Genomic DNA, 12,924 nt, shown 5'->3' on the forward strand with positions numbered 1-12,924 from the left:
GAGACCGGCTCAGCTGTTGATAAACTAGGCGGCCGCTGCCTGCTGCGCAATCCAGTTGTTTATCTGGGTTTCCAGCATCTCCAGCGGCAAAGCGCCATTGTCGATGACGGCATTGTTAAAGCGCCGCAGGTCAAATTTGCTGCCCAGTTGCTGCTGCGCTTTTTCCCGCAAGGCCTTGATTTTCAACTGGCCGATCTTGTAGCCCAGCGCCTGGCCGGGATCGACGATGTAACGATCGATTTCGACCTGGTTGTCGTGCGGCGGATTGGCTGTATTCACATTCATATATGCAATCGCCTGTTGCCGCGTCCAGCCGAGTGCATGCATGCCGGTGTCCACCACCAGCCGGGCAGCCCGGAACAGCTCATCGTTGAGATGCCCGAATTGCGAATAGGGGTCGGTATAGAAACCCATTTCACCGCCCAGGCTTTCAGCGTACAGCGCCCAGCCTTCGCCAAACGCGACATACCAGCCGAACCGCCTGAACTCCGGCAAGCCTTTGGTTTCCTGGGCGCGCGCGGTCTGCAAGTGATGGCCCGGCACCGACTCATGCAAGGTCAGGGTTTCCATTTCCCATTTAGGACGCGAATCCAGCTTCGACAAGTTGGCGACAAAATACCCTGGCCGCGAACCGTCCGGCGTTCCCGGCTCGTAATAGGCGCCGGCCTGGTTCTCGGCGCCTACTTCCGGCACCGGTTTCACATCGACCGCGGCGCGCGGAATATCGGCGAAAAACCGCGGCAGCTGCGCGGAAGATTTCTTGATGATGTCCTTGTAACCGGCCAGCAGATCTTCCGGTTTGGTGTAATAGAAACGCGGATCGGTATTCAGGAAGGTGATGAATTCTGCGAACGTGCCCTTGAAACCGGTCTGTTGCATCACCAATTTCATTTCGCCTTGAATCCGCGCCACTTCCTGCAAGCCGATTTCATGGATTTCTTGCGGCGTCATGCTGGTGGTTGTGTTTTCCTTGACCTTGTAGGCGTAATACGCCGCGCCGCCGGGCAAACTCGAAGCCGCTATGCTATCGCGGCAAGCCGGCAGGTAAGTGTTGCTGATATAGGCATCCAGTTTGCGGAAAGCCGGCGCCACAGCATGATGCAACAAACGCTCACCCTCACGCGCCAGGCTGGCGCGCTGCGCCGCCGGAATCGAAGCAGGCATATCTTTGAACGGAGCCGTCAATGGGCTGCTGTCGAGCTTGGCGACGAATTCCTGCAACTGTCCGGGAACCACGCTCATGGTGACTTTGGGAGCCACCCAACCGGATTTTACGCCTTGCTGCAATTGTGCAATCACGCCGTCGACATGCTTGGGCAATGCCCGCAGGCGTCCCAGGTAATTGCGATAATCCTTGGCCGTATTGAATGGCGTTTGCGCAACCAGTTGCGGAAACTCGAACTGGACGCCATTCAACTGAGAGATCGGTTCCGGATTGTATGGATAGAACCTGGCGGCTTGAATGTTTTTCTGTTTTTCATAGATAAACAGGTCGTAGGAAAGCAGATCCTGGCCGCTTAATTTGCTGCGATCGATGCGCTTGGCCTGCTCCAGCATTTGCTCCTGATGCGCATTACCTGCCAGGCTGGCTGCCGGCGAGACGTCCGACAGGCGGTCGTTGTAACGATTGTCGCCAACCGCGGTGGCAGATTCAGGCGCGTGGCGCATGCTCCATTGCCAATCGCGGTCGAACAGCGCGTTCAACTGCTGCTGCGGGGTTGCTGCGTGGCTGAATGCGTGGCTGAACGGCGCCAACAAAATGGTAAAAAGAAAGAGGAATTTATTCATCCATGTCTCCGAAGATTAGCCTGCCATTCTAGCAAACTAAGTCGGAGAAATTGCCGAACGGAAATCCCCACTCTCCCCTATTCGCCGACACCGCCAACTCCATGCAAAGGGGCGACGGACGAAGGTGCGCATGGCGTCGAAGCCACCTCCTGCGTACATGTCACTACGGTGTTGCGACCGCCATTCTTAGCCCTGTATAACGCGCCGTCGGCGCGTGCTATCAAGCTTTCAAGATTATTATCCTGCTCAAACGCTGCCACGCCAAAACTGGCTGTAACCTTAACCATCACGCCATCATCCAGATGAAAATGGCGGGCATCAATCGCGCGCCGCAATTTCTCTGCCACGGCAAGTCCTTGAGACAAGTCGATTTCAGGCAGCATCAAGAGAAATTCTTCGCCGCCATAACGTGCCAGCAGATCGACCTTGCGGCGATTGCGCCGACACAGCTCAGCCACTACGCGCAGCACCTGATCGCCCGCCTGATGCCCGTATTGGTCATTGACTGTCTTGAAATGATCGACGTCCATCAGGATCAGCGTCAACTGCCGCCGATAGCGCTGGGCAATGCCAAACTGCTGTTCACCTTGCGCGAAAAATGCGCGGCGATTCAGCAGTCCGGTCAAGAAATCCGTGTCGGACAAGGTCTGCAATTGCGCAATCATCGCCTCGCGCTGCTTTTCGAGACGAATTTTATCCAGGCTGCGCGCCTTTAACACACGAATCGCCCGCATCATGGCGCCGATCTCATCGTCGTAGCGCGGACTCGGAATTGCAGTGCCGAGCCGCTCATCGGCCAGCGACACGAACAGTGCGGTGGCGTCAAGAATCGGACGCAGGACGCGCTGCCGTATCACCCACATCAGCAACACAAAAATAGCCATGGCGACAGCAGCCAGAGCGCTTACCGCCAGTAAAAAATAAGCGGCCTGCTTGCTGCGGTATTCAGCCCGGGCAAGCATCTCTTCCACGATAAGATCGCGCAGATGTGGAATCGCGGCCATTCTCGGCACGTAGCGGGCGCTCAACTCGTGGGCGTTCATGCCATAATTTCCCGAGTGACGCCCGATAGCGAGCAACTCATTCAGCAAATCCAGACCGCCTTCAAGATATTGATCCCGCACCGTATCCAAAGCCGTCTTGAAAGCCGGTTTATGGCGATAAGCGTGCAGCTGCAATTCAATCACCGAATAAAGCTGCTCGATCTGACCCGACAGTTTTGCAAATGTGTAGATTTCATGCGCAGTCAGGGGCCGATGAGCAACCACCGGGGCAACGAAGATCGCGCCCATCCGCCCCGCAATATTGCGCAAGCTAGAGGTCAGCCGAGCGCTATCCAGGCCGTCGCGAAACTGTGGATCCGCCTGGGCGGCAATGCCGGACAGGGCGGCAATCGCGGGGGCAATTGCGTCGACTGACTGCGCCATCATTGCCACGGCGGCGCCAACGGCTTCTGTATCGCGCTGCGGCGTTGGCTGGGCCAGCAGAAAATCAACCCTGATGCGCGCCGCTGCCAGCGCCCGCTCGGTCGATTTTACGTGGGCAATCACCGGCGCCAGCCACGGCGCAGCTTGTGCTTGCAACGCCTGCCGCAGGCTTGCCAGCGCTTGATCGCTCGCGCCCCGTAGCCGCTCTAGCCGAGCAAGTTCTCTGGCGGCGTCGTCAGATTTTTGTCTCAACAGCGTATTGGTCGGACCACGCTCAGCCGTCAGCTTTTCCTCGACCATCAACGCAAGCTGAAAACTCTTGATGGCAGGTATGCTTGTTGTACTGCGTTGATACGCAGACCATTCGCTGCTCACAATTCTGCCGATCAAGGTCAGAAAAAGCAGCATCAGCAAGATGGAAATCAGCCAAAATAAACGATTTAGCGGCATACGGATAGCATGCGTCCAGACTAGGACTAGGATGTGAATGTAATCTATTGTTTACAATAGTTAATGGCTATTGCAATGTAATTTCAATAGCCACATGATCGAATGATCGTATCACAAGCTGCTAAAACGATAACTTATTTGACTGCTCAGATTCCCAGGCTTACGCGCTTTTCCATCTGCCCGTGCATTGCCAGCACATCACGATAGAGCGTGGCATAACTCTCACCCATCACCCTTGCCGTAAACAATTTCTGGTAACGCGCTTGCGCGCGTGTCCCCATCGTCTGCGCCATTTGCGGGTTATCCCATAACTGTTGCATCGCCAGCCTGAAGGCGTCGGCATCGCTGGGAGGGACCACCAAGCCGGTTTCGCCGTGGTTGTTGATATAACTGGTGCCGGTGCCGATCTCGCTGGAAATCATTGGCTTGCCGTACATCGCTCCTTCCAGCAGGGAGATGCCAAACGCTTCCGACCGCAAATGCGATGGGAACACCAGGGCGTAGCACAACTGCAGCAACGCGACTTTGTCTTCATCGCTGACGATGCCGAGGAAGATCACATTGCGCAAACCCTGCTCTTGGGCGCGCTGTTTCAGCTCTTGTTCAATCGGCCCGGCGCCGACAATCACAATCGGGTAATCGGTTCCGCGTGCGGCGTCCAGCAGAATATGCAAACCTTTGTAGTAACGGATGGCGCCGACAAACAAAAAGAACCTCCCGCCAATCCGCTTTTGCCATTCATCCATCCGCGTCGCCGACGGTGCCGGATAGTTGTTCTTGTCGAGACCGATGGGAATCACCTGTGTCTTGTCCCTATATCCGGCCAACACCGAGCTGGTTTGCAGATAATTCGGAGAGGTAGCGACGACCGCATCGACACTGGTGAGAAAGCGATGCATCAGCGGCCGATATAACTGCAACAATGTCTTGTAGCGCACGATGTCGGAGTGATAGGTAACCACGCTCGGCTTGTTCATGCGCGTAACAAAATGAGCGAAATCCATGAACGGCCATGGAAAATGGTAGTGCACGATATCAACCTCGGCCGCGAGTTGCGCAAAACGCCTGAGAGCCGCAAACGAAAATCCGGTCGAAGCGATCTGCAGGTCAAGCTTGACCCGGTGCACTTTATGTCCTTCGTACATCAATTCTGCTGGATCCGGGGCATCGCTCAGAGTCAGCACTTCGCTCTCGATGCCGCTGACGGGCGAACACTTGCACAATTGATAAATGGTTTGTTCGATTCCGCCGTACGATTCCGACTGATAGGTCTTGTAGAAATGAAGAACCCGCATTGCACACTCCTCTCGTAATCTGCCCCATCTTCTGCTGCAACAAGAAGTGAAAGGCTATTTTCTATTTGTGCGAACTGACTGCATCAACGACGCACAGCATCTCTTAACAATTAACCGCCTGCCGGTAAACTTCGGCAGTGATGGCTGCGCACTTCTTCCAGGAAAATTGCACGGATCGCTCCAAACCCGCAATCCGATGCGCCATCCAGGCACGGTCATCTTCCATCAGCCTGCGCATCTGCTCCGTCAGTCCCGCCTCATCCTGCGGATCGACATACGCGGCGGCCGCAGCGGCCACTTCCGGCAGGCTGGCGCTATCGGATGCAATCACCGGCGTGCCGCTGGCCATCGCTTCCAGCACCGGTAAGCCGAAGCCTTCATACAAGGAAGGAAACACCATCATCCTGGCTGCCGCTGTAACGCAAGCCAGGTCCGCCTGATCCAGATAACCTGCCAGGCGCACATGGCCGGAGCTGATCGCTCGCGACAACTCGCCGCTCAGTTCCCCCGCCTGCCATCCCGGCATGCCTACTACCAGCAACGGAAAACGGCTCCGCAAAAGCGGCGGTAAACGCGCATGCGCCCTCAGTGTCAGCGACAGATTTTTCCGCGGTTCCAGAGTCCCGACCGACAGGATAAAACCGCGATAACTCAAACCCAGTTTTTTGAGACGAACCGCCAACTGCTGCTCAAGCCTGGGTTGAAAAACAGCAGAACAGGCCAGCGGCGCCACCACCACTTTTTGGTCGGGCAGGCCGAAGTGCTGCCTGATCTCATGTCCGATAAATTCCGAATCAACCAAGATCCGGCTGACACGCGTCAAGGCCGACGGCAGCCTGCGCTCGATTTCCCTCAGGCGATCTTTAGGCTGTGTTTGCGGATAATGGATATGCGTCAAATCGTGCACAGTCATCACCGTCGGCCCCGCGAAATCGAGCGGCCACAAACTGGGCTCGTGATACACATCCGGACGCAGCTCGCGCGCACCGCGGTTAAAATTCTGTTGCTCAAAGATCCGCCGCAAAGCGTAGGCGGCTGGCAGTCGCTTGGCCACGCCGGCCCAGCGCGAATAACCTGGCATCGGCGCGTCAGCGAGCGCATCGCGCCAGCGCGAACCATAAAAAAAATGCATTCCCAGGCCGGGGTCTTGCTGCAAGGCTTGCGCCAGCTCGACAACATAGTTGCCGATGCCGGTGCGCGGCGCGAGCAGGATCTTGCTATTCAGGGCAATGGTCAGTTTCATGACATTCACTTTGCGCATGCTGTTGCGTTTGTACCTGACGTACCACCCGTGCCACCAGTTGGCGAGCCGAATCCTCCCAGTTCAGCCAGGACCAGTCCGCCATATGCCGTGCCGCCGGGAAAATGCCGCTGTCCTCAAACAGCTGGACCTGCCGCGCCAGCGATGCCGGCTGGCTCAAATCGAAATAGCTGACAAATTCGCCGCCGATTTCATGGAACACCGGAATGTCGCTCGCCATCGCCGGCAAGCCGCGCTGCATGGCTTCTACCAGCGGCAAACCGAAGCCTTCTACAAACGACGGAAAAACCAGTGCTCTTGCCAGGCCATAGCAATATTCCAGTTCAACATCGCTGAGATCGTTGAACATGAACAAGCGCCGCTTCAGTTGCGGATGTTTTTCCACGCGTTCGATCAGCCGTTCGTTCTTCCAGCCTATGCGTCCGATAAAACACAGTACGACTTCGCTGCCGTCCTGCCACAGACTTTCAAAGGCATCCAGCAGATAGGCGTGGTTTTTGCGCGGCTCGATGGTGCTGACCATCAGATAGATGGCGCGGCCGGAGGTAAATAATTTTTCCACTGCCGGACGCACCGACTTACTCGGATCAATCTGGTCAAGTTCAGAACCAAGATGAAAGAAATCGAACCAGCGGCTAGCTGCACGCTCATGGCCTAAACGTCGCTGCACCTCCTCGCCCACCTGATCACGAATGGTACCGGATATGGCAATGAATCCATTTGCCGTATTGGCAATCCATTCAAACCAGCGATCGAACACTTGCACCAGCGGACCGTCGCAAAACTGGGGATGCGTCAATGGAATCAAATCGTAGATTACCGAGACGATAGCCACTCCCTGTTGCTGCAATTTCTCAGCCACAGGAAAAAAATCGGCGTGCCATGATGAATCCAGCAGCACCAGGATATCGTCGCTACGACACGCCATTTCAAAAGCACGCGGCTGTTCTTCCGTTTTTTTAAGGATCCACTCGGTAAGATGCAGGGGCAGTACGAACGAGGCGCTCACCAGGCGGCACAGCACATACGTTACGCGCCTTACGTTATGAGAAGATCTCCACGGCCAGAACCGAAGCAGACGCGAGTGAATCAACCAGTAGCGATTGCGTATCTGCACCAATTTCTGCGCCAGTTTCTCCAATGCCTGTTGTAAACGGTCTCGCCAATCGTCCGCATGTTCCGGGATCAGCTGTTTGACTTCAAGTATCTTGCCCTTCTTGAAAATAACCGGAATACAAACAACTTCGTCTTGCACCGATGGCAGATGATTGATGATATTGCGGACGACGCGCTGTATCCCGGAATTCATCTCAGGATGATGGAAAACATAGGTGCATTCGATCAATAGCCTGGTCATGCCGCCACTCCATCCTTACTCGCACCGGCGCTGCCATGCGAGCGCTCTACCGCCATCTCGGCGTCCAGAAATGCGCAACCGACAAAATCGGGATGGCGCGTATTAATCACATGGAAAATTACGCTGTAATCGCGCCACTCGTAGTTGGTATCGAGATGCGAATCCAGCCGCGACAGTGAAATCGCCACCGAATAACTGCCCTTGCCCAGATTCATTGGAAAGCGGCAGCGATACAGCAGATCCTCGCCTGGCAGCAAATCGGTCTGCGGCATATCGAGCCGGTGGCTATTGATGCCGAAGATCGATTGCCCCAGCTTGTCCTTGATCATGTAACCCATGACCAGACGCGCTACCGGGGCATTGACGGCAACCCGGACTTCCAGCGTGACATAGGCGCCGACTTCAACCACCTCCAAGTGCTTGCCTTGGTCATCCAGCAAAGTTACCGAAGCAATGCTGGCTTCGCCGGTGCCGGAAATGGTTCTTAGCCGGCCATCGGCCAGACGTTCTTGCCTGACCGTCTGCTGTTCTCGTTCCGCCAGCATGGCGTTATAAAAATCCATTACTTCCACCGGATCGCCCTGCATCTCCAGCTTGCCGCGATTGAGCAGGATGGCGCGGTCACAAATGGTCTGTATCGCATAACGATCGTGCGAGACGATCAGCAAGGTGGTGCCGGCGCGACGAAATGCGCGGATACGTTCAAAACTTTTATGCTGGAAATACGCATCGCCGACAGACAAGGCCTCATCAACAATCAATACGTCCGGCCGGCTGGCGGTAGCCACGCTGAAGGCCAACCGCATCTGCATGCCGCTGGAATAAGTTCTGACCGGTTGATCCATGTATTCGCCGATTTCGGCGAAGGCTTCGATAGCCGGCATCAGCGCTTCGATTTCAGTACCGCTCAAGCCCTGCAACTGGCCCGCCATGATGGCATTCTGCCTGCCTGTGAAATCCGGATGAAAGCCCATCCCGAGTTCCAGCAATGCCGCCACACGCCCCTGAATCGCGACGTTGCCGGTAGTAGCCTGGGTAGTTCCGGCAATTAATTTCAAGAGAGTGCTTTTGCCGGCGCCGTTGATGCCAACAATACCGACTGCCTCGCCAGCCTCCAGCTCAAAGCCAATGTCTTGCAACACCCAATGCAATTGATGCCGCTGCCTGGCAAACGGCAAGATCCATTCGGCCAGGCGCGCCCACCGCCCGTTGTATGCCTTGTAGGCTTTGCCCAAATTTTTAACGGTTACCTTACCCATCAGAGCTCATCCACCATTTCACCTGCGTGCCGACGGAACAGCAGCATGCCAAAAACGCACAAGGCAACACTCAATAATGTCACTGCCCACAATGCGCTCCACTGCGGCCAGACGCCGCTGACGAAAATCCCCTGATAGGCAACCATCAGCGCCGTCATCGGATTCAATTTAAGCAAGACTTGAACACTCTCAGGCAAGGTCGACACGGTATACACAATCGGCGTAAACCAAAACCAGAATTGCAGCACGATGCCAAACAGCTGGCCGATATCGCGGAAGAACACATTCAACACGCCGAGCACAATCCCAAGACCGATGGAAAACAGCACTTGTATCAGCAGCAGCGGCAGCACGCCAAGGAACACCCAGCCCGGAAAATTACCGGAGATGAGCAAAAAGCCCAGGAACAATCCAAAGATGATGGAAAAATTCAAACCGGCGTTCATTACCGTAATGACCGGCAGGCAAATGCGCGGGAAATTCAGCTTCTTGATCAGGTTGCCGTTTTCCAGAAAGACATTTTGCAAGCGCGATACAGTCTCGGTAAAAAATCCCCAGGTCAGCAAACCCGCGCACAAATAAATACCGTAGCCGAACTGACTACTCGCATTCGGCAAACGCGCGTGCATCAATTGCGAGAAAATCACCGTGTAGACGACAATCATTGCCAGTGGATTCAACACCATCCAGGCCGCACCCAGCATCGAATTGCGATAGCGCGCCTGAAACTCGCGCCTGACGCTGCCGAGCATGAATCCGCGGTAATGCCACAAGGAGCGCAAGATAGTGCGCGTCTTTGTCTGCAGCATTACTTGCACCTGCCGTATTTATCGTCGAACCGCACGCTATCGTCTTCGCCTGAATAAGCGCCGCTTTGCAGTTCGATCATGCTCGGCTTCAACAGGCCTGGATGTTCCAGACGATGCTCGCCGCCAGCCGGGCTATGAGTCGAGTCATTGGCAACCTGTCCATTCGACCCAGTAATCAATACAGTTTTTGTCATCGCGTTTGTCTCCGTTAGTTCTATTTTTTATCGTGCCAGGCCAGAGAGGTTCAGTGTTTCGTGTTCTCCGCCGTTACCCTGGCATCCCAATCCGCCAAGACATTCAGCAAGGTCTGTTGCATGGGAATGTGCGGTGTCCATGCCGTTGCCAGCGTGATTTTCTGGTTGCAGCCCTTTACCCGGTGCACGTCGGAGGACCGCATACGCGCAGGATCTTGGGCAATCACGGCATCTGTTTCGGTCAGGTAAAGCATGCTGGCGATCATGTCGCGGATCAGATATTCCTTGCCCGAACAGACGTTGTAGATCTCGCCATTCCGGCCTTTTTCCAACAGCGCCAGATACGCCGGAATGACATCTTCGACATCAAGAAAATCGCGGCTGACATCGACGTCGCCGACCAATATGCGCGCCTCTTGCAGGCCCAGCCTGATGCGCGCCAATTGCCGCGCAACGCTGGAAATCACAAAATCTTGGCGCTGCCCCGGGCCGATGTGGTTGAACGGGCGCGCCACCATGATCCGCCACGGCACATTGCAGCTCCACTGATAGCACAGCAATTCTGCTGCGGCCTTGCTGACCGCGTAGGGATTCTGCGGACGCGCCGGCTGTTGCTCGGTGATCGGCAAACACTCCGGACTCACCCTGCCATAGACGTCGCCGGAACTGACATATAAAAAAGTGCCGTTAAAGCTGTTGCGTTGCAGCGCTTGCAGCAAATTCAAGGTTCCCTTGAGATTGACATCCAAGGTGTGCGCCGGATCACGAAACGCCTCCGGGATAAACGTCTGACCGGCAAGATGGATCACGGCGTCGGGACGCGCCTGCTGCAATACCCGCGCCAGCGATGCCGGCTCCAGCAAATCATAAGGGCTGTCGGCCAGCACCAGCTCCCAACCTTGGGCAGCGACTGCATGTGCGCCCATGCGCTCAAAAGCCAGCCCGACAAATCCCGACTGCCCAGTAATGAATAATCGTTTCATATGCAGTCAACCCTTCCCTGCCGTTGTTCAGTTAAAAACATGCCGCGTTCTCAGCTAAGGCTTGCGCGCAATAATGACCTGGCTTTTCGGCATGAAATCGTTCAAGGCATTTCTGACATGCTCGCCGTTCGGACTATCCATCAAGATCTCCCAGGTTTTCGCCCAGCTATCCAGCAAAGGATGACGGGGGTTGCTCAGATCGACTTTGCAGACCCAGAAAAACAGCCACCAGACGGACCAGTAAAAACCGTAGTATTCGTGACCTTCGATAACCAGGCCCGCATCCGTCACCATCTTCTCGAATTCATCGCGTTGAATAATCCGGATATGGTTAGGTTTCTCAAAATGCGAAGCCGGCGCCACCTTTTTCTGCAAATGTTCTTGTACCGGATCCGGCACCGAGAGCAGATATTGCGCGCCCTTCTTGCCGACTCTGACCAGCTCACTCAGAAATTGCGCCGGATCGTCGACATGCTCAAGCACTTCCATCGAAATCACCTTGGAAGCAATGCCATCTTCCAGCAACAATGGATTGGCGTCGCTCACCACTGCTTGCACTAACCGCGCCTGAGTTCCCGCCAGACGCAGCCTGGTGGACTCTACCTTGTGCGCGTCGATATCGGCAACGATCACATGGGCGCCGCGGTTCGCGCAAAATAGTGAATTGCCGCCATCGCCACAGCCGACATCAAGCACAACATCTTCGGAGCTGATAGCAAAGCCGCGATAAAGTTCGTCGCTTTGCTGGAGATACCAGCCGCTGGCCAGCGCATCTCGCAAGCCGATATGAAAGGAATCGACAGGTGCGACCGCAACCGACGGCGCTGACGGCGTCACTGGAATAGCGCCCCCTGGAACAGCGACATCTTTTTTGCCGATACCGAGCAAGCCCCTGATAAATTTCCTCATGATTTCTCGCTGTCCGCGGTGATCGATGGCTGGCTGCGGAATCTGGCCAACCATGTCTGCCACCAGTCCTGCCGCAAGCTGAGGCGGTCGGCGAACTTCTTGCCGCGCGCCCGGAAAGGGGTTTCAACAAAACGATAATTCAATTCGCTGAAAATCAGCAGCAGCACGATAGCTGTCAGAGCCAGGCGGATGTTATAGGTTCTGTCGAAAATGGTATCGACGGGCGCTAGCCGGAACCAGATTTCGCGGCTGGCCAGATAAGCCGGTATATGCGTCAGGTAAAGCGCGTAGGAACGGCTGCCGAACCACAGGAAAACTTTCTTCAACGGGTTGTCCGGCATCAGATAATCTTCGTCATACGATGCGATGAATACCAACGCAACCGAGAATAGCGCGACTACGCCAATCCAATAACGGAACTCCTGGAAGCGATAGGATCCGATCCCCCCCATGCCCAGCACCAGAGCCGCCAAAAAAAACCAGCGCAGCCACAGATGATTTTTCAGGAATACCGGCTCGAATCTGCGATAACTCTCTTTTTTGCTCCACATCGCCAGCAGCACGCCGAGCAACAATGCATCGGAGCGCGTTGTCATCAGAAGCAAGCTGATATGGCGATTGGCGGAAAGCTGCAGCAGCACCGCCATCACCAGCACCCACGGCAGCCAGCGGCGGAAAATAATCGCCACAAACGGCAACAACAGATAAAACTGCTCTTCCAGCGACAGACTCCAGTACGGAAAGCTGGCGCCGTATTCAGAGCGGCCGAAAATCTCCCGCAAACGAAAATTTCCATAGTTGAATACGCCGGCCAGCGTAGCGTCAAGATTGGTCTTCAATAAACCGAATACGCCGGATTTATTGAAGGCAACGGTGGCGACCAGGATCAGCAGCAACCACAACCACGCTGACGGCCATAAGCGCGACGCCCGCCGCACCCAAAAACCCAGCATGACAGGGAATGCCTGCCCATTGCTCCGGCTCAAGCGCGGAATCAGATCGCGGGCGATCACGAATCCGGAAATCGCAAAAAACAGATCGACACCGGTCCAGCCGCCGAAATAGGTGTAGAGAAATTCAAGCAGGCGATTTGGCTGTCCGAACAAGTTGAAACGCGTATGTTCGATCAGCACGAAAATCACCGCGATTCCGCGCAATAGTTCGATATCCTTGATACGATGATTCATCTGCG

Annotated in this window: 11 protein-coding genes; all 11 read right to left on the reverse strand. The window is 55.3% G+C overall.

Annotated elements, in window-relative coordinates:
• Positions 1-24: 24 nt before the first annotated feature.
• The 11 genes from KHU33_RS09760 to KHU33_RS09810 all read right to left on the reverse strand — a co-directional run bounded on the left by KHU33_RS09760 (position 25) and on the right by KHU33_RS09810 (position 12,919).
• Complete coding sequence (locus KHU33_RS09760) at positions 25-1,788, reverse strand: DUF885 domain-containing protein (protein WP_211462649.1); 1,764 nt, start codon at positions 1,786-1,788, stop codon at positions 25-27.
• Between the two features lie 77 nt (positions 1,789-1,865).
• Complete coding sequence (locus tag KHU33_RS09765; RefSeq protein ID WP_211462650.1) at positions 1,866-3,665, reverse strand: GGDEF domain-containing protein; 1,800 nt, start codon at positions 3,663-3,665, stop codon at positions 1,866-1,868.
• Positions 3,666-3,811: 146 nt separating this feature from the next.
• The gene (locus tag KHU33_RS09770; RefSeq protein WP_211462651.1) at positions 3,812-4,960 is read right to left on the reverse strand and encodes a glycosyltransferase family 4 protein; all 1,149 of its coding nucleotides are present in this window, start codon (positions 4,958-4,960) and stop codon (positions 3,812-3,814) included.
• A 103-nt stretch (positions 4,961-5,063) separates the two neighbouring features.
• Positions 5,064-6,203 (reverse strand): glycosyltransferase family 4 protein, encoded by a 1,140-nt coding sequence (locus KHU33_RS09775; protein WP_230414162.1) that lies wholly within the window; start codon positions 6,201-6,203, stop codon positions 5,064-5,066.
• On the reverse strand, positions 6,178-7,578 hold the full coding sequence (locus KHU33_RS09780; RefSeq protein ID WP_211462652.1) for a glycosyltransferase family 4 protein: 1,401 nt from the start codon (positions 7,576-7,578) through the stop codon (positions 6,178-6,180). Before KHU33_RS09780 ends, KHU33_RS09775 begins: the two co-directional genes overlap by 26 nt.
• Positions 7,575-8,837, reverse strand: a complete 1,263-nt coding sequence (locus tag KHU33_RS09785) for an ABC transporter ATP-binding protein (RefSeq protein WP_211462653.1) — start codon at positions 8,835-8,837, stop codon at positions 7,575-7,577. The genes KHU33_RS09780 and KHU33_RS09785 overlap by 4 nt, the downstream gene beginning before the upstream one ends.
• Positions 8,837-9,646 carry an ABC transporter permease gene (locus KHU33_RS09790; protein ID WP_211462654.1) on the reverse strand — a complete coding sequence of 270 codons (810 nt, stop codon included), beginning with the start codon at positions 9,644-9,646 and terminating at the stop codon, positions 8,837-8,839. The genes KHU33_RS09785 and KHU33_RS09790 overlap by 1 nt, the downstream gene beginning before the upstream one ends.
• Positions 9,646-9,840, reverse strand: a complete 195-nt coding sequence (locus tag KHU33_RS09795; RefSeq protein ID WP_211462655.1) for a cupin domain-containing protein — start codon at positions 9,838-9,840, stop codon at positions 9,646-9,648. Before KHU33_RS09795 ends, KHU33_RS09790 begins: the two co-directional genes overlap by 1 nt.
• 50 nt (positions 9,841-9,890) lie before the next feature.
• Positions 9,891-10,823 carry a GDP-mannose 4,6-dehydratase gene (locus KHU33_RS09800; protein WP_211462656.1) on the reverse strand — a complete coding sequence of 311 codons (933 nt, stop codon included), beginning with the start codon at positions 10,821-10,823 and terminating at the stop codon, positions 9,891-9,893.
• A gap of 54 nt (positions 10,824-10,877) precedes the next feature.
• Positions 10,878-11,732 carry a class I SAM-dependent methyltransferase gene (locus KHU33_RS09805; protein ID WP_211462657.1) on the reverse strand — a complete coding sequence of 285 codons (855 nt, stop codon included), beginning with the start codon at positions 11,730-11,732 and terminating at the stop codon, positions 10,878-10,880.
• Complete coding sequence (locus KHU33_RS09810; RefSeq protein WP_211462658.1) at positions 11,729-12,919, reverse strand: acyltransferase family protein; 1,191 nt, start codon at positions 12,917-12,919, stop codon at positions 11,729-11,731. Before KHU33_RS09810 ends, KHU33_RS09805 begins: the two co-directional genes overlap by 4 nt.
• Positions 12,920-12,924 lie beyond the last annotated feature (5 nt).

The sequence above is a fragment of the Collimonas silvisoli genome (assembly GCF_018305005.1).
Classification (GTDB): Bacteria; Pseudomonadota; Gammaproteobacteria; order Burkholderiales; family Burkholderiaceae_D; genus Collimonas; species Collimonas silvisoli.